This is a genomic window from Acinetobacter sp. YH12211, from assembly GCF_013418015.1.
In the GTDB taxonomy this organism is placed as follows: Bacteria; Pseudomonadota; Gammaproteobacteria; order Pseudomonadales; family Moraxellaceae; genus Acinetobacter; species Acinetobacter towneri.
This window is the reverse complement of record NZ_VPCW01000011.1, coordinates 1-17,439: the sequence shown is the minus strand read 5'-3', so window position 1 is coordinate 17,439 and position 17,439 is coordinate 1. Positions and strand designations below refer to the sequence as shown.

Here is a 17,439-nt window from a genome sequence, read left to right as displayed (position 1 = left end):
TTATTTACGCAATTTAAAAGTTGATTCAAGGGACTCAATTTGAGATTGCATATCATCAAGTCTTTTCACCAATTGGGTCAATGGCACATCTGCTAATTGTCTGAGGCGCACAACAGTACGTTTCCACTTTTGATTTTCAAACAAGCCTATACCTGACGAATATTTTCCTGATTCAGAAATATTATTTGTGACCATTGACATTCCTGTCAAAGTCACATTATCAGCAATATTTAAGTGCCCTGAAATTGCACTTCCACCACCAATGATACAGTTTTTGCCAATTGTCACACTTCCAGCCACGGCAGTTTTTGCTGCAATGGCCGTATGAGCACCTAATTTGACGTTATGTGCGATTTGCACAAGGTTATCAATAATGACACCATCTTCCAAAATTGTATCATTTAGTGCACCGCGATCTACGCTGCAATTCGAGCCAATACGAACGTCATTGCCAATAATCACCGAACCCAACTGTGCAATACGATGCCATTTGCCTTGATAAGGTGCAAAGCCAAAGCCTTCACTGCCAATTACAGTATTGGCGTGTATGCGCACACGATGTCCAAGCTTGGCTGCGCCTGTCAAAGTCACGTGTGAATCAATAAAACACTGTTGACCAATTTCGACAAAGTCATCAATTTTACAGTGCGATTGCACAATCGTATTGTCACCCACCACACAATTTTCACCAATTACGACGTAATGACCAATATAGGCACTATCGGCGATGATGGCTGATGGATGGATTTGGGCTGTGCTTTCTATACCACGTTGCGTATGCTTGCGCTCAAATACATGAGTCAAAATTGCAAAAGCCAGATATGGATTATCGACCACAATAAAGTTGTGATGATTGTCTAACTCGGCTTGTAGTGAAGCGGTCACAATTAAAGCTCCCGCTTGGGAGCTACGTGCTTGCGCTAAATATTTATCGCCATTCACGAATGCAAGTTGATGCGCCTGAGCAGACTCAAGGCTTGCCAAACCTTGCAAACGTAAATCGGCTTGTCCAATGTATTGACCTTGAACTAAACCAGCAATTTCTTCTAAGCGATAATGTTGGGAACTCATTGATTATTTAAGTGCGTTGACCTTTTGGATCATTTTATCAGTTAAATCATACTTCGGGTCATAGGCAAGTGCCGAGTTTTTATTCAAAACTACATCTAAACCATTTTCTTTACGCAATTGTTCAGCAACTTGCTTTAAACGAGTTTCAAAACCATCGTTAATTTTGTGCAATTCTGACTGAACACGGGTTTGTACCACTTGTTGCAAACCATTAAATTCTTTCAATTTCGCTTGAAACTGTGTATTCATTTTTTGCTTTTCAGTATCTGACAAATTCGTAGCCTGCTGCGCTCGCTGCTGCATGGCTTCCAACTCTTTTGTCAGCTGTTCAAGCTTAGTGGTTTGTGGTTTGACCGACTGCTGCAAAGCTAAATTTTGCTGTTTGAGATAACTGCTATTTTCTACAACACGCTCTAAACTTACTACACCATAGCCTGCAGCATGTGCTACTGCTGCCATTGTAGATAAACCCAACAATGCCAAACTCAATATTGTTTTTTTCATATGCTACATCCTGTGTTTAAACAATCCAACACGAGTCGTACTTAGAAAGTACGACCAATTTCGAATTGAATATTTTTAGTATCATCGCCTTGTTTATCATTCAACGGATACGCATAGCTGAGTGACAATGGACCAATCATGGTAATCCAAGTAAAGCCTACACCCACGCTATAACGCATTTCACCGAAGTCAAAGCCGTAGTTGTCTTTACAGTACTTTCTCAAATCAGCAGATGAAGAAACATCACACTGGGTATCAAAGACTTGGGCACCTTCTGCGAAAACCACTGGACGGACTTGACGTGTCCAATCCCCTTTAAATGGCACTGGTAAAGCCAATTCTGTACCAAATTGGACTAAAGCATTACCACCCACTTCTTCCAAATCGAAATTTTCCAATGAATTATGTTCCGCATAGACACTGTCATATTTAGGACCAAGCGTGCTGTTATCATAACCACGTACCGAACCATAACCACCTGCATAGAAGTTCTTATAGAATGGTAAATCATTACCAAAACCTAACTTACTATAGCCACGTAAGACAAAATCATGACCTAATGGGAAATAAGCCTGTGCATCATAAGTCACTTTTTGGAATTCCACATCACTGCCAGGCAAAGCAATTTCAGCATTAACGCGATGCGACATACCATTGGTTGGGAAAATTGGACGGTTTAAGGTATTATACGACCACCCTAAGTTCAGATTGTAAGTTAAGTAATCACCAGAGAAGCGATCAGCTTTAAGCTTTGTTCCACAAGGATCATTATTATCTATACAATAATTTGATGAACCAATTTCTTTACCGCCATTTTCCAATAAATAGTCACGAATATATGTTGAGACTCGATTACCCGTTGTAACTTCAGTCTGGTCAATGTTTAAACCTGCACTAATGCTTTGGTTTTCATCAATTGGGTAACCAAAGTTAATTCCGCCACCAAAACTGTCTGTCACATAGTTGTTTACGTTATAGTTATCATCTAGCTTGGTTTTACGGTAGTACATGTTGTAACCACGACGCACACCATCAATCGTGAAGTACGGGTCGGTCACACTCAGGTTATAGTAATCCTGAGTTTCAGAACGTGATAAATCAATCGAAACTGCGTTACCTGTACCCAAGAAGTTGGTTTGGCTTAAACCAGCTTGGAACGTCACACCACCGCTTTGCGAGAAACCTACCGCTAAAGTACTTGTACCTGAGTGCTGTTCTTCTACATTTACATTTAAGTCAATTTGGTCTGGCACATTTGGAATACGCACAGGCTTGACATCAACGGTTTTAAAGAAACCTGTACGCTCTAAACGGACTTTAGACAAATCAATTTTTTCATTGCTTGCCAATGCGCCTTCCATTTGACGCATTTCACGACGCAGTACTTCATCGGCGGTTTTACTGTTACCAGCGAAGTTAATACGACGCACTGTAACTTGCTGACCTGGGTTGATGTAGTAGTTTAAATCTACCAGTTTAGTTTCTTTGTCAATTTGCGGAACAATATTCACTTCGGCATAGTAATAGCCTGCATTACCATATTTACGCAGCAACAATTGTTTCACCGCATTCACTTTTTCTTGTGAATAGGTTTCACCATCTTTATAAATTTTCAGTGCCGTAAGTTCTTCTGGTTTGTATAAAGCATCGCCCAAGAACTTGCTTTCACCAAACTTGAATTGCTCACCTTCATCCACCGAAACTTCAACAAAAATATGCTTTTTGTCTTCGCTCAAATTCAAGCTAGAGTTAGTGATATTGAAGTTGATATAACCTTTATTAAGATATAACGCACGTAATGCTTCCAAGCTTGCTGCCATTTTTTCGCGTGCATAGCGGTCATTACGGGTAACAATCGAACTCCAGCTACTTTCTTTAACTGCAAACGCCTGCTTAATGTCGCTTTCTTTAAATACCGTATTACCAATGATGTTGATATCTACCACTTTGGCAGCTTTGCCTTCAACAAACTCTACAGTTAAATCTACACGGTTATTTGGACGTGCTGTGGTAATGACACGTACATCCGCATCATAACGACCTTGCTGCATATACTGCTGTTCAAGTTCAGATTCTAAAGTTTGTAGTGCTGACTTTTTCAGTACTTCACCTTCAGCCACACCCATTTTCTTTAAACCATCTTCCAACGCTTCTTTTGGAATCAGTTTATTGCCTTTAAATTCAACCTTAGAAATGATTGGGCGCTCAACCACTTTAAACACTAAAGTGTCGGCTTCACGACTGGCCTGAATGTCATCAAACAAACCTGTGGCATAGAGTGAACGAATCGCATTGGCCAACACTGCTTCATTGACACGATCACCACTATTCACTGGAATCATTCCATAGACATTGGCTGGCGTTAAACGAACAAGACCATCTATTTTTATATCTCGCGCAATAAATTCATCTGCTGCATATACTTGTTGTGTTGCCGCCATTGCACTAACCAGTGCCAAGGGCATAAATAAATGTGTGTGCTGCATGCCAGTCTTTTCCAGTGTTAAATTTATTTCGTATCTACGTTGTTATAAACGCATAATGTCATTAAATAATGCAAGGAGCATCATACTTCCAAGCAGTACCATACCAATTTTTAAACCAACTAATTGTATTTGTTCAGAAACAGGTTTTCCACGAATCAGCTCGATAAAATAATAAACTAAATGCCCGCCATCCAACATTGGAATTGGCAATAAATTTAGAATTCCTAAGCTTACGCTCATGAGTGCCATAAAGGAAATAAAAGTTTGCCACCCCATTTCCGCACTTTGTCCTGCAACTTTAGCAATGGTAATTGGGCCAGATAAGTTATCGAAACCAATTAAACCACGTACCATTTTGACAATAGAATTCAGAATCATGCTAGACAGCTGACCTGTTTTATCTACCGCCATAAATAAAGCTTCACTCGGGCTGTATTGAATGGTTTGCTTATAATCTTCTGGAATGACAATTTTTCCAGGATCACTTTGCACACCCAATACACCCGAAACATTGCCCATATTGTCACGTTTGCCTTGCGGCATCACTTCCAGTTGCTGTACTTGATTGTTACGCAGCACATCTACTTTCAGTAATTTTTCTGGCGATGCTTGAACAACTTGTACCACATCGTACCAGTCATTCATTTTTACGCCATCAATCGCAACAATTTGATCGCCGACTTGCATACCTTGACGAATGGCCGCACCATCTTCACTTAACTTACTGACAATTGCAGGAATTTGTGGGCGATACGGTGTAAAACCCAAGATATCTAAAGGTGATTGGGATTGATCATTTAAGAAATTTTGAATGGGTAAGCTAAATGTTTTGATTTCACCTGCGCGTTCCGCCTGTACCTGGATCTTGCCTGTTTCACCTACACGATCTACCAAGGCAAAGTTCAGCTTTTCCCATGTCGTCACAGGCGTACCATCAATGGCGGTAATCTTATCACCTACTTGCATTTGCGCTGCCGCCGCAGGTGTATCTGCCAGTACCTTACCCACACGGGTATTCAACTGTTCTTGAGAGGGTAAAAATAATAGCCAGAACAATAATATGGCAAAAATCAGGTTGATTAACGGACCTGCTGCCACAATCACAATACGTTTCCACGGATGCTGACGATTAAAGGCATAAGGTAGGTCTGCTTCTGCAACGTTTTCTTCGCGTTCATCAAGCATTTTGACATAGCCACCCAAAGGCAGTGCCGAAAGCTGATATTGAATCCCCGATTTTTTAGACGTCCATTTTAAAATGGTTGGCCCAAAGCCTATGGAATACACCAAAACTTTGACACCTAATTTACGTGCAACAAAGTAGTGCCCAAACTCATGAATTGCAATTAAAGGTCCTAGCAAAAGAATCGCTGCAACCACAATAAATAAGGCACTCATGCTTTAGCTTCCTTTATTCAACACAAAATACTGTGCAATAGCACGAGCATTTTGGTCTGCCTGCAAAATCAGTTCAATGCTTTCTGCGGCTGAATTTTGTATTTGGTTCAAGGTATGCTCAACCACTGTCGCAATTTCAGTAAAACGAATTTTTTGCTGCAAGAATGCTGCAACTGCAATTTCATTTGCTGCATTTAAAATAGCAGGCGCCAGACCACCTTCTTGCATGGCTTGACGTGCCAGACTTAAGGCAGGAAAACGTGTGGTATCGGGTGCTTGAAAATCAAGCTGATGATTGACAAACAAATCTAAAGGCGGAACATGCGTTTGGATACGCTGCGGCCACGCCAAAGCATGCGCAATTGGCGTACACATATCAGGATTACCCATTTGCGCCAAAGTTGAACCATCCACATATTGAACCATGGAATGAATAATACTCTGTGGATGCACCACCACTGTAACAAAGTGTTCTGAAATTGCAAAAAGATGACACGCTTCGATTAATTCCAAACCTTTGTTCATTAAGGTTGCAGAATCTACCGAAATTTTTTGTCCCATAGACCAATTTGGATGTTTGCAAGCTTGTGCAGGAGTAACGTGTTGCAGTTCTTCTAGGCTGTGGTTTAAAAATGGGCCGCCCGAAGCAGTCAGTAAAATTTGTGATACACCTAACTTAGGTTGTCCATTCCGCTCAGCCTGTAAATAATGTTCAGGCAAACATTGGAAAATCGCGTTATGTTCAGAATCTACAGGCAATAACAAAGCTCCATGTTCACGTGCCGCCTGCATCATGATGTCACCCGACATCACCAAAGCTTCTTTATTGGCCAATAATACGCGTTTACCCGCTTTAACCGCAGCCAGTGTAGGTAACAAACCTGCCGCACCAACAATGGCTGCCATTACCACATCCACTTCAGGATGTTCGGCAACTGCGATTAGACCCGCTTCATCGCTTAGAATTTCAATTTCAGAAATATGTTGCTGTGCAAGTGATTGCTGTAACTCATCAACTTTTGACGCAGGTACAACCACAATTTTAGGATGGTACTGTTTGCATATTTGAACCAGTTCTTGAATTCGGCTGTGCGCCGTCACGGCAAAAACTGAATACTGCTCTGGATGTTGTTGCAGTACTTTTAGGGTGCTTTGTCCAATTGAACCTGTCACACCCAAGATACAAACAGCTTGTGACATTTATAAATCTACGCCAATAAGTTTTAAAACATACATACCCGCAGCAAAAATTGGAGCTGCTGCAAGCAAAGAATCAATCCGATCTAGCACACCACCATGACCTGGCAAGACGCGCCCAGAGTCTTTAATACCTGCACGGCGTTTGATCATGGATTCAAATAAATCGCCCAATACCGAGCTAAATACCGTAATCACCGAAAGAATCAGGAATAAAATATGTTGTGCCAAAGTCAGGTCTAAATACACCACTTCAACAACAATCACGATTAGCATGGCAGTAAAAACACCGCCATATAAGCCTTCTACTGATTTGTTTGGACTGACATTCGGTGCAAGTTTTTTCTTGCCCAGTTTACGCCCAACAAAATAAGCACCTGAGTCTGCACCCCAAACCAACAAGAACAAGTACATTAACCACCACGGCGAACTATTCCATACGGAAAAAATTGCAGTGACCGCAGCAGAAATTAGAATAAAACCAATAAAACTTAAGCTTGGGTTATACCATGCATCGTATTCTGGATAAGACTTGACCCAATAAATACTGAGTAACCATGTCAAAATAGAAGCTGCCCAAAGTAACAAGGCAATATCACTAAAATAAAGTGCCATTGCTGCCAAAGCGGCAGTCAATACACCAAAGCCCCAAGCCACAGGTTTGAGGACATATTTAGTTTTTCTTGGCATGAGTTTGAACCACTCATAGCCCGCAACCCCTGCTGCAACAATCATCAGCATAAACATTGGATAGTGCGACTGAGTTGCAAACATACAACTCAACACCACAGCAACCAATACCAATGCGGTAATAATCCGCTCTAACATGTATTAATTCTCAATTTTCTCTTGTTGAATTTGCTCAGAAGTTTTACCAAAACGACGTTCGCGACCACCAAATACTGCCAGTGCATCGTCAAATTCTTCTATGCTAAATTCAGGCCACAAGGTTTGGGTAAAATACAATTCAGCATACGCAGCTTGCCAAAGTAAAAAGTTGGACAATCTAAAATCGCCACCTGTACGAATCAACAGATCGACAGGTGGTAGGTCTGCCAGACTGACATATTGACCAAAAAGTTGTGTATCTATTTGTTCAATATCAATTTTATGCGCCACAACATCTGCAGCAATTTGTTTTGCAGCTTGTGCCATATCCCACATACCACCATAACTAATGGCAATTGTGAGTGTCATACTGTTGAAATTAGCAGTCCTTTGTTCGGCATGCAACATTAACTCACGCAAATGCGGCGACAAACGTGAACGGTCACCAATAAAACGTAAGGCAATATTGAATTTTTCCATGCGTGGTAATTGCTCATGAATTGTGGTTTCCAGCAATTGCATGAGTAAATCCACTTCAAACTGCGGACGATTCCAGTTTTCACTCGAAAAAGCAAAAACGGTTAAAGCTTGAATGTGTTTTTTTCTACAATGTTCAACAATCGGGTCAAGTACATCTTTACCAGAGCGATGTCCTTCCCCTTTTTGCATTTGATTTTTTTTTGCAAAACGATTGTTGCCATCCATAATGATGGCAACATGTTTTGGCAAAGACGCGCTGTCTTCCGATGTGGTCATTGATTAGACCTTCATCAACTCAGCTTCTTTTGCAGCAAGACGCTTGTCTACTTCTGCAACGTATTTGTCTGTGATTTTTTGGATGTCATCTGCTGCACGGCGCTCATCATCTTCAGAAATTTCTTTTTCTTTCAATAATGCTTTGATGTCGCCCAATACATCACGGCGGATGTTACGAATAGCAACTTTGGCATTTTCTGCTTCAGAACGCGCAACTTTTTGCATGTCACGACGAGTTTCTTCAGTCAATGCTGCAAGCGGTACACGAATTGCATCGGCTGTGATTGGGTTTAGACCCAAATCTGACTCACGAATTGCTTTATCAATTGCAGACACCATTGAACGCTCAAATGGCTGAACCAATAAGGTACGTGAATCTTCTACACCAATGTTGGCTACTTGGTTAAGTGGCACATCGGAACCGTAGTAAGAAACCATCACACCATTTAAAATTGATGGATGTGCACGACCTGTACGTACTTTGGCAAAACCATGTTCTAAAGACTCTAAAGTCTTGCTCATACGTTCTTCGCTGTCTTTTTTAAGATCGTTAATCATAAGATCTTCCTTACTGTATTCTAAAATTTGAGTCAAAATATAGGGTTAAATTAAACCGTAGTATAAAGAGCTTTGTGGCTCACGTACATTAGTTCGTAACGTGAGTTCCTTCTTTTTCGCCCATCACTACAGAAAGCAATGCACCTGCTTTATTCATATCAAAAACTTGCAACGGCACATTGTGATCGCGGCATAAGCAGATTGCAGTTAAATCCATAACACCTAATTTTTCATCCAACACCTGATCAAATGTAAGTGTGTCATATTTCACCGCATCTTCGTATTTGCTTGGATCTTTGTTATATACGCCATCTACTTTGGTCGCTTTTAAGATCAAGTTAGCTTCGATTTCGATACCACGTAAACATGCTGCTGTATCTGTGGTAAAGAATGGATTGCCTGTACCCGCAACGAACACACACACTTCACCTTGAGTCAGGTGACGAATCGCATCACGGCTTGAGTAAGACTCAACCACTGTACCAATAGGCAATGCAGACATTAAACGGGTTTTGATGTTACGGCGCACCAAGGCATCACGCATGGCTAAACCGTTCATCACCGTTGCCAACATACCCATTTGGTCGCCTGTTACACGGCCGACTAAACCATCTTTTTGTAATTGGCTGCCACGGTATAAGTTACCACCACCGACAACAATACCCACTTGCACACCTAAACCAACCAAGTGTGCAATTGCCAAAGACATTTGATCGAGCACTTGCGCATCAATCCCCATGTCTTTATTACCCGCAAGTGCCTCACCCGATAGTTTCAACAAGATACGTGCATAACGTGGCTTTTTTGAATCTAACATTGTCATTACTCCAATTCTAAATTCTAAACTTTAATTTTTTACAATTTTTATGGCTTACAGCTTGCAAGCCAAATCTGCAAATTATTATGCAGATTTGACCTGAATCAGCTTGGCAAATAAGTCGTATTCATCGGCATCGGTAATTTCAACTTCAAGTAAATCACCTGCTTTAATCACGCTCTTGTCAATATCTTCTACAAAGACGTTGCCATCAATTTCTGGTGCATCTGCATAAGAACGTGCCACTGCGACTGGAAACTCTTCTTCCAAATCATCTACCAACACGGTCATGGTTTGACCAATACGTTTTTGCAGTTTAGCTGCTGAAATTTCTTGCTGAACCTGCATAAAACGCTCATAGCGTTCTTGCTTGATTTCTTCTGGCACATGATCTGGCAAGTCGTTTGCTGCCGCACCTTCAACAGGTGAATAAGTAAAGCAACCAACACGGTCTAATTGCGCTTCTTTTAGCCAGTCGAGCAAAATTTGGAAATCTTCTTCTGTTTCGCCTGGAAAACCCACCACAAAGGTTGAACGAATCACCAACTCAGGGCATTTTTCACGCCAAAGTTTTAAACGCTCCAACGTGTTTTCGCTGTGCGCAGGTCGCTTCATCAACTTTAATACTTTCGGGCTGGCATGTTGGAATGGAATATCCAAATAAGGTAAAATTTTGCCTTGTGCCATTAAATCAATTACAGCATCCACATGCGGATATGGATAGACATAGTGCAAACGCACCCAAATACCCAATTGCCCTAAGGCTTCACACATATCATAGAATTTGGTTTTAACAGGCTGACCGTTCCAAAAGTCCAATTTGTATTTGGTATCTACGCCGTAGGCAGAAGTATCTTGAGAAATTACCAATACTTCTTTTACGCCTGCACGTTTCAGTGCTGCAGCTTCTTCTAATACCGAACCCACAGGACGCGAAACTAAATCGCCACGCATGCTTGGAATGATGCAGAAAGTACAGCGATGGTTACAGCCTTCTGAAATTTTAAGATAGGCATAATGTTTAGGCGTCAAACGAATGCCTTGTTCAGGTACCAAATCAATAAATGGATTATGTTTTGGTGGCTCAGGAACATATTGATGCACCGCTTCCATCACGTCCTGATAAGCAGCCGCGCCAGTCACTTTTAATACGTTGGGATGCATTTGACGAATTTTATCTTCATCTTTACCCAAGCAACCTGTCACAATGACACGACCATTGGCATTCATGGCTTCGCCAATCGCGTCTAAGGACTCTTGTACTGCAGATTCAATAAAACCACATGTATTGACAACAACTAAGTCAGCACCTTCATAATCAGATGCGACATCATAACCTTCAGTTTTTAACTGAGTTAAAATTCGTTCGGAATCTACCAATGCCTTAGGACAACCTAAAGAAACAAAACCGACTTTGGGGGATTTCATAGAATCTGCACTCCACTAGAATGCGCGTATTGTATGACTTTTCTTTGCATAAAAATAGAGAAATAGCCGACTCTTTGCATAATGCACCAAAATACAACCATTCAGGCTGAATGATTTAAATATTGCACCATTTTAATGCATTTTTTATTTACAGTGTTTCTGCTATCCGTTATATCTTGAAAATTCAGTCCAGTTCCTGCGCATTTTTCCGATTCTTCAGTGATAAATGCACTAAAAACGAAAAGTTGGCGTGCATTTTGCTTAATTCGCCTCAATTCGATCCAAATTTGGAACATGGCTGACACATGACAATGCCCTTGCACAATATTTCATACAGGAAGCATTCACGAATGGATCAGACCCAGAGCATTGACTATCGTCTTTTGGTGGATAACCTCAGCACCGCAATTTTACTGGTTGATCGTGACCTGAATATTTTTTATTTAAACTCGTCTTGTGAAGCATTGTTTGATATCAGTTTAATTCGCGCTTCGGGGCAACCCGTTTTAAATTTGCTGCACATGCCTGATGATGAGTTCAATACGCAAGAGGCTTTCCTGAATACCATCAAAACTGGTCAACCCTACACCCGCCGTGAAGCGACCATTAATGTCAATTTTAAAGATATTCATGTCGATTACACTGCATCACAGTTAAATGCAGGCAAGCCTTATCATCCTCTTTTGCTGATTGAATTGAATCCGATTGATCGGATGCTCAAAATTTCCAAAGAAGAAAACTTTATTCAACAGCATCAAGTCGCACGTCAGCTGATTCGTGGTGTGGCACATGAAATTAAAAACCCGCTTGCAGGAATTCGTGGTGCGACACAACTGTTAGCACGAAGTTTAAATGACCCGAAATATGATGAATTTACCGACATTATTATTAGCGAGGTAGATCGTTTAAGAAACTTGGCCGATACCATGCTCGGCTCACGCCAACTACCAAGCTATGAACTGGTCAATATTCACGAACCTTTAGAACGGGTGCGCAGCCTGATCGTCAATCAAACTAAAAACAAAATAAATATTATCCGTGATTATGACCTTTCTTTACCTGAAGTCATGGCAGACCGCGATCAATTGATTCAAGTCATGCTGAATATTTGCGCCAATGCAGTACAAGCCATGACCGAACATCCCGATTTCTTTACCGAGCATCGACCTGAATTGATTTTAAGAACTCGTATTCAACGCTTGGTTACCATTAATGGTGTGCTGAATCGTTCTACCGTACGTGTTGATATTGAAGATAACGGCCCAGGCGTACCTGAAGACATTTTAGAATCCGTGTTTTATCCATTGGTGACTGGACGCGCAAACGGTACAGGACTTGGTTTGAGCATCGCACAAAATATTATGCATCAACATAACGGAATGATTGAATGCCAATCCATTCCAGGAAAAACAATATTTAGCTTATATTTACCTTGGGAGGCGAGTCATGTCGCGAAATAAAATTTGGGTGATTGATGATGACCGTGCAATGCGCTGGGTACTGGAAAAAACTTTTAGAGAAGAAGGTTTTGAAGTCACCAGTTTTGAAGAAGCACAGTCTGCACTAGATGAGTTAAACCAAGATGCACCCGATGTAATTTTGACCGATATTCGCATGCCTGGAATTGATGGTTTAACTTTTCTTGGCAAAGTCAAAGTCAGTTATCCCGACTTGCCTGTGATTATTATGACTGCGCACTCCGATTTAGAATCGGCAGTATCTAGCTATCAAACAGGTGCATTTGAATACCTACCCAAGCCTTTTGATATTGATGAAGCACTTGCTTTAGTCAATCGTGCAATTTTGCATATCACCAAACTACAACAGCAAGAATCTGCAAAATCGACAGTGCAGCCAATTCAATCGACAGAAATTATTGGTGAATCGCCTGCCATGCAGGAAGTGTTTCGTGCGATTGGTCGTTTATCGCAATCACACATTACTGTGCTCATTAATGGTGAATCAGGTACAGGCAAAGAGTTGGTGGCGCATGCACTGCATCGCCACTCACCGCGTAGCAGCAAACCATTTATTGCGCTGAATATGGCAGCCATTCCGAAAGATTTGATTGAAACCGAACTTTTTGGACATGAAAAAGGTGCATTTACAGGTGCCAATACACAACGTCAGGGACGCTTTGAACAAGCCAACGGCGGCACCTTGTTTTTAGATGAAATTGGTGATATGCCTTTTGAAACCCAAACCCGCTTATTGCGCGTCTTGGCAGATGGTGAATTTTATCGGGTTGGTGGACATATTGCTGTCAAAGTGGATGTACGGATTGTCGCAGCAACACATCAGGATTTGGAAAAACTGGTACAAGATGGACGCTTCCGTGAAGACTTATATCATCGCCTGAACGTCATTCGGATTCATATTCCTAAACTGGCGCATCGCAGTGAAGATATTCCAATGTTGGCACAGCACTTTTTGGCACGTGCAGGCAAAGAATTAGGCGTGAGTCCAAAAATATTGCGTCCTGAAACAGTCGAATATATGCAGCAATTGCCGTGGCAAGGTAACGTGCGCCAATTGGAAAACACTTGTCGCTGGCTTACCGTGATGATTACAGGACGTGAGGTCTATCCTGAAGATTTACCAACCGAACTCAAGCAAATTCCAATTGAAAAATTAGCCGAACATTCTGCGCTTCATGTGGCAGATCGGGTATCTATGCAGCATTGGGATGAATTACTTGGGCAATGGGCAGTACAAAAGTTAAAAAATGGCGAGATGAAACTTCTGGATATCGCCATTCCAATGTTTGAACGCACCTTAATTAATGCTGCACTGCAACAAACCCGTGGACGTAAACGTCATGCCGCTGAATTATTGGGTTGGGGACGTAATACTTTGACGCGAAAACTCAAAGAATTAGGAATGGACAGTGCCGATGATGAAATAGAAGAAGATATGGAGAGCTAAACGCAGAAAAAATATCTAATCCATCAAAATATAGGGAAATTCAGCTTTTGAATTTCCCTATTTTTATATCTTAGACTCTCTAAGTTAAGTGCAATTAAGCCGCGGTAAATCCAACATAGCGAGATAAACCTTGCACGCCTAAATCCGTTTTATAAATCAAATATTGCGGATAACGACTTGAAGTCAGTTCTTGCCACATATCCAACTGATCATCATGTGCATGAATTTCATCGACACTGCGTGGCATGGTTTGTTCAAATACATCTGAGGCATATTCAAAACCCAAATCCATTGCGACAAACAAAGTATGCTCGCAAGGCTGAATATATTGTTCTTCTGCCCAATCAATAACAGCATGTTGGCAATGTGGGCAAAGCAAATTTTCAGTCGCAGGCGTATTCAGTTCAATGAGTTGATATGGCATAGAGCAGCATCACCAATAGTAAAATAGATAAACATAAAATCTGTTTGCATCATAACAAGCAATTTCTATATTTTGCGCTAAGCACGGCTTATAATTATAGAAATTTTTTTAATTATACTTATGGCAACTCTAGAAAATGCAATTACACTTGCAGTACAACAACATACAGGGCAGCTAGATAAAGGCGGTCAGCCTTATATTTTGCATCCCTTACGTGTAATGTTGCAATTACAACAGCCCGATCAGCAAATTGTCGCTGTACTGCACGACATTCTTGAAGATACCCACACCACAGCACAAGACCTGCAAAATTTAGGATTTCAAACGCATATTATTCAAGCAATTCAGGCGCTCACCAAACTGCCGCATGAAACTCGTGTTCAAGCGGCTATGCGTACTGCACAAAACCCGCTTGCCTGTGCTGTAAAAATTGCAGATGTGCAAGACAACATGAATTTAACGCGGATTCCCAATCCTACAGCACGTGATTTAGCCCGTTTAGAAGAATACCGACAAGTTTTAGAGATTCTGCAAAAAGCACAGCAATAAAGCACAATTAAAGATTGACAACATGCAACGATGCCACTTTAATTTAAGTATTGTTGCATAAATGGAATTTAGTCATGCTTACAGATTTGGATGATTTTTATTGTTTTGCCCAAGTGGTCGAACATGGTGGATTTAGTGCAGCAGAACGCGCCACCGATATTCCAAAATCCAAACTTAGCCGACGCGTACACAACCTAGAAGAACGCTTAGGTGTGCGTTTAATTCAGCGCAGCTCACGTCATTTTGCGGTCACAGAAATTGGTATGAATGTGTATCGGCATGCGCAAGTAATGATGAATGCTGCCCAAGCCGCGCACGACTTGGTCGATCACCTAAGTATTCAACCGCGTGGTGTAATTAAAGTCAGCTTACCTGTTTCAATTGCACAAAATGAAATTGCCAAAATCTTGCCTGAGTTTTTGAAAGCCTACCCTGAAATTAAAGTACAGCTAATTGTCAGCAACCGTCGTGTCGATATCGTCAACGAAGGGATCGACATTGCCCTGCGTGTCCGCTCAAATTTAGATGATGATCCAAGTTTGGTGATTCGCAAATTCAGCAACATCGAACAACATCTATTTGCCAGTCAGGCTTATTTGAATGAATTTGGCGATTTGAAAAAACCTGAAGATTTAAGTCATCATAAAATTTTAAGCATGTCGGATGAGCATTTAGATCAATACATGGTTGTGCATGATCAACAACAGCAACCGAAAAAAATTAAGGTCAACCCTACAGTCATGGGTTCAGATTTAATGATGCTAGCGCAATTGGCACGACAAAATTGTGGCATTGTGTTGTTGCCTGACACGATTGTTGAAGATTATGTTGCATCGGGTGAATTGGTTCGTGTTTTACCCGACTGGCACGCACCGCATGGTATTTTCCATGCCGTCTATCCATCACGCCGTGGTTTATTACCTGCTGTACGTGTATTTATCGACTATTTGGTCGAAAAGCTAACCATTCGTAAGCATCCGGCTAACACAGCCTTACCAAGCGATCCTATAAGCCTTAATTTAGTTCCCACCTAAAAACAAGTGGGGACTTAATCCATGAACATGGATATATATTCAGCAACACCTCCTGTTGCTAAAAAACGCAGAACATACAGCAAAGAATTCAAACTCAGTATTGTCAATGCCTGTAAAAATCCTAATACCTCGATCGCTTCGGTCGCACTGCAACATAGTATTAATGCCAACCTTGTCAGTCGTTGGATCAGGATCTTCAGCCATCATGAGGGTGCCGTGCAGGATCCTACTCATGTGAATCCAGCATTTATTGCTTTGCCTTACACTGCTGAAATCAGCCAACCTATTGATGAGAGGATCACGTTGTGTATCACCGTGCCTCATACGAATAATGATATTCAGCTAAAATGGCAGACATCAGAAATACCTGTCTTGGCAGAATTACTCAAGGCACTTGCAACATGATCCGCATTGATGAAATCTGGTTGTCTACTCAGCCCATGGACATGCGTGCAGGTATGGATACGACCATGGCTCAGGTGGTGAGAGCCTTTGGCTCAATCAAACCGCATTGCGCCTACCTGTTCTGTAATAAACGTGGTCATCGTATGAAAGTGTTGGTACATGATGGACTGGGCATCTGGCTGTGTGCCCGGCGTTTGGAACAGGGTAAATTTCACTGGGCTCAAGTTCACCAAGGTGAAACCGTGGCCCTCAGCCCGGAACAGTTACAGGCATTAATCCAAGGTTTGCCTTGGCAGAGAATTGGATTGCAGCAAGTGGTGAATATGCTCTAAACCAAGCTCGACCATTCTGCCATCCTCCAAACGTTCTATTTCATTCTCTTCATGACCTCAGGCATACTGCGGTCATGAATACGCTGCCTGACTTAAGCCAACTGACCCATGAACAACTGCTGGAATTCACCAGACAGTTGGCGATGCAGCATCAGTCTCTAGCACAATCAAACCAGCAATTAGATGCCAGAGTTCAACATCTTGAAGTCACCAATCAACAATTAGATGCCAAAGTTCAACATCTTGAAGTCACCAATCAGCAATTAGATTCTAAAGTTCAGCATCTTTCTATTCTCAATCAAAAATACGAGCATGAACTGGCGCTGTTTAAAAAGCATAAATTCGGCAGTAAAAACGAACATCTCACCGCAAAACAAATCCATCTATGGGACGAAGCGGTCGAAGAAGATATTGCAGCCGTTGATCTGGAATTAGAACGATTAAATGCAGATAAAACCGATGCAGGGACACAGAAAGCCACAGTCAACAAACCTAAACGTCGACCACTGCCAGATCATCTACACACCATCCGTATTGAGCATGAACCTGCATCAACCCAATGTGCTTGTGGCTGCCAACTTCGTCGTATCGGCGAAGATGTCAGTGAAAAACTGCATTTCAGACCGGCACAGTTCTATAAGGAACAGCATGTACGTGGCAAATGGGTCTGTGATCAGTGCGACACCCTGACTCAGCAAGCGATGCCCGCCTATGTGATTGATAAAGG

General features: G+C 41.6%; 18 protein-coding genes. 7 read left to right on the top strand and 11 right to left on the bottom strand.

Annotated features, from left to right (window positions below; all coding sequences use genetic code 11):
* From lpxD to rimO, 10 genes are all read right to left on the bottom strand, one after another.
* Positions 1-1,071, bottom strand: a complete 1,071-nt coding sequence (gene lpxD, locus FTU98_RS07570; protein ID WP_004976698.1) for a UDP-3-O-(3-hydroxymyristoyl)glucosamine N-acyltransferase — start codon at positions 1,069-1,071, stop codon at positions 1-3.
* 3 nt (positions 1,072-1,074) lie between these two features.
* Entirely contained in the window at positions 1,075-1,575 is a 501-nt protein-coding gene (locus FTU98_RS07565) for an OmpH family outer membrane protein (protein WP_104851908.1), read from the bottom strand.
* Positions 1,576-1,616: 41 nt separating this feature from the next.
* Entirely contained in the window at positions 1,617-4,061 is a 2,445-nt protein-coding gene (bamA, locus tag FTU98_RS07560) for an outer membrane protein assembly factor BamA (RefSeq protein WP_180050899.1), read from the bottom strand.
* A gap of 42 nt (positions 4,062-4,103) precedes the next feature.
* On the bottom strand, positions 4,104-5,459 hold the full coding sequence (gene rseP, locus FTU98_RS07555; RefSeq protein WP_180050896.1) for an RIP metalloprotease RseP: 1,356 nt from the start codon (positions 5,457-5,459) through the stop codon (positions 4,104-4,106).
* Between the two features lie 3 nt (positions 5,460-5,462).
* The gene (gene ispC, locus FTU98_RS07550; protein ID WP_154320779.1) at positions 5,463-6,659 is read right to left on the bottom strand and encodes a 1-deoxy-D-xylulose-5-phosphate reductoisomerase; all 1,197 of its coding nucleotides are present in this window, start codon (positions 6,657-6,659) and stop codon (positions 5,463-5,465) included.
* Positions 6,660-7,484, bottom strand: a complete 825-nt coding sequence (locus tag FTU98_RS07545) for a CDP-archaeol synthase (RefSeq protein WP_136143951.1) — start codon at positions 7,482-7,484, stop codon at positions 6,660-6,662.
* Positions 7,485-7,487: 3 nt separating this feature from the next.
* Positions 7,488-8,240 (bottom strand): polyprenyl diphosphate synthase, encoded by a 753-nt coding sequence (uppS, locus tag FTU98_RS07540; protein WP_004976709.1) that lies wholly within the window; start codon positions 8,238-8,240, stop codon positions 7,488-7,490.
* A gap of 3 nt (positions 8,241-8,243) precedes the next feature.
* Positions 8,244-8,798 (bottom strand): ribosome recycling factor, encoded by a 555-nt coding sequence (gene frr / locus FTU98_RS07535; protein ID WP_004976711.1) that lies wholly within the window; start codon positions 8,796-8,798, stop codon positions 8,244-8,246.
* A gap of 88 nt (positions 8,799-8,886) precedes the next feature.
* A complete protein-coding gene (gene pyrH / locus FTU98_RS07530; protein WP_004976712.1) occupies positions 8,887-9,615 on the bottom strand; it encodes a UMP kinase in 729 nt (242 codons plus the stop codon).
* An 84-nt stretch (positions 9,616-9,699) separates the two neighbouring features.
* On the bottom strand, positions 9,700-11,043 hold the full coding sequence (gene rimO, locus FTU98_RS07525; RefSeq protein ID WP_096901422.1) for a 30S ribosomal protein S12 methylthiotransferase RimO: 1,344 nt from the start codon (positions 11,041-11,043) through the stop codon (positions 9,700-9,702).
* A 350-nt stretch (positions 11,044-11,393) separates the two neighbouring features.
* Between rimO and glnL the strand changes: the two genes are divergently transcribed.
* On the top strand, positions 11,394-12,503 hold the full coding sequence (gene glnL, locus FTU98_RS07520; protein WP_004976718.1) for a nitrogen regulation protein NR(II): 1,110 nt from the start codon (positions 11,394-11,396) through the stop codon (positions 12,501-12,503).
* Positions 12,490-13,968, top strand: a complete 1,479-nt coding sequence (glnG, locus tag FTU98_RS07515; RefSeq protein WP_154320780.1) for a nitrogen regulation protein NR(I) — start codon at positions 12,490-12,492, stop codon at positions 13,966-13,968. The genes glnL and glnG overlap by 14 nt, the downstream gene beginning before the upstream one ends.
* Before the next feature lie 94 nt (positions 13,969-14,062).
* On the opposite strand, the gene FTU98_RS07510 is transcribed toward glnG, so the two are convergent.
* Positions 14,063-14,392, bottom strand: coding sequence for a hypothetical protein (locus FTU98_RS07510; RefSeq protein ID WP_167845971.1), 330 nt, complete (start codon positions 14,390-14,392; stop codon positions 14,063-14,065).
* A 120-nt stretch (positions 14,393-14,512) separates the two neighbouring features.
* On the opposite strand from FTU98_RS07510, the gene FTU98_RS07505 reads away from it, so the two are divergent.
* The 5 genes from FTU98_RS07505 to FTU98_RS07485 form a co-directional block, all read left to right on the top strand.
* Positions 14,513-14,941 carry an HD domain-containing protein gene (locus FTU98_RS07505; RefSeq protein WP_004976725.1) on the top strand — a complete coding sequence of 143 codons (429 nt, stop codon included), beginning with the start codon at positions 14,513-14,515 and terminating at the stop codon, positions 14,939-14,941.
* Between the two features lie 74 nt (positions 14,942-15,015).
* Positions 15,016-15,975: a LysR substrate-binding domain-containing protein gene (locus tag FTU98_RS07500; protein ID WP_154320781.1), complete on the top strand. Its 960-nt coding sequence runs from the start codon at positions 15,016-15,018 to the stop codon at positions 15,973-15,975.
* Between the two features lie 21 nt (positions 15,976-15,996).
* Positions 15,997-16,380, top strand: coding sequence for a transposase (locus FTU98_RS07495; RefSeq protein ID WP_154320783.1), 384 nt, complete (start codon positions 15,997-15,999; stop codon positions 16,378-16,380).
* Positions 16,381-16,400: 20 nt separating this feature from the next.
* Positions 16,401-16,712 carry an IS66 family insertion sequence element accessory protein TnpB gene (gene tnpB, locus FTU98_RS07490; protein WP_179991371.1) on the top strand — a complete coding sequence of 104 codons (312 nt, stop codon included), beginning with the start codon at positions 16,401-16,403 and terminating at the stop codon, positions 16,710-16,712.
* 74 nt (positions 16,713-16,786) lie between these two features.
* On the top strand, positions 16,787-17,439 hold a 653-nt coding region (locus tag FTU98_RS07485; RefSeq protein WP_180050892.1), incomplete at its 3' end, for an IS66 family transposase zinc-finger binding domain-containing protein.

Bases quoted from the DNA above. Each gene is read 5' to 3' on its own strand.
- lpxD (WP_004976698.1), bottom strand. From the start codon at position 1,071: ATGAGTTCCCAACATTATCGCTTAGAAGAAATTGCTGGTTTAGTTCAA.
- FTU98_RS07565 (WP_104851908.1), bottom strand. From the start codon at position 1,575: ATGAAAAAAACAATATTGAGTTTGGCATTGTTGGGTTTATCTACAATG.
- bamA (WP_180050899.1), bottom strand. From the start codon at position 4,061: ATGCAGCACACACATTTATTTATGCCCTTGGCACTGGTTAGTGCAATG.
- rseP (WP_180050896.1), bottom strand. From the start codon at position 5,459: ATGAGTGCCTTATTTATTGTGGTTGCAGCGATTCTTTTGCTAGGACCT.
- ispC (WP_154320779.1), bottom strand. From the start codon at position 6,659: ATGTCACAAGCTGTTTGTATCTTGGGTGTGACAGGTTCAATTGGACAA.
- FTU98_RS07545 (WP_136143951.1), bottom strand. From the start codon at position 7,484: ATGTTAGAGCGGATTATTACCGCATTGGTATTGGTTGCTGTGGTGTTG.
- uppS (WP_004976709.1), bottom strand. From the start codon at position 8,240: ATGACCACATCGGAAGACAGCGCGTCTTTGCCAAAACATGTTGCCATC.
- frr (WP_004976711.1), bottom strand. From the start codon at position 8,798: ATGATTAACGATCTTAAAAAAGACAGCGAAGAACGTATGAGCAAGACT.
- pyrH (WP_004976712.1), bottom strand. From the start codon at position 9,615: ATGTTAGATTCAAAAAAGCCACGTTATGCACGTATCTTGTTGAAACTA.
- rimO (WP_096901422.1), bottom strand. From the start codon at position 11,043: ATGAAATCCCCCAAAGTCGGTTTTGTTTCTTTAGGTTGTCCTAAGGCA.
- glnL (WP_004976718.1), top strand. From the start codon at position 11,394: ATGGATCAGACCCAGAGCATTGACTATCGTCTTTTGGTGGATAACCTC.
- glnG (WP_154320780.1), top strand. From the start codon at position 12,490: ATGTCGCGAAATAAAATTTGGGTGATTGATGATGACCGTGCAATGCGC.
- FTU98_RS07510 (WP_167845971.1), bottom strand. From the start codon at position 14,392: ATGCCATATCAACTCATTGAACTGAATACGCCTGCGACTGAAAATTTG.
- FTU98_RS07505 (WP_004976725.1), top strand. From the start codon at position 14,513: ATGGCAACTCTAGAAAATGCAATTACACTTGCAGTACAACAACATACA.
- FTU98_RS07500 (WP_154320781.1), top strand. From the start codon at position 15,016: ATGCTTACAGATTTGGATGATTTTTATTGTTTTGCCCAAGTGGTCGAA.
- FTU98_RS07495 (WP_154320783.1), top strand. From the start codon at position 15,997: ATGAACATGGATATATATTCAGCAACACCTCCTGTTGCTAAAAAACGC.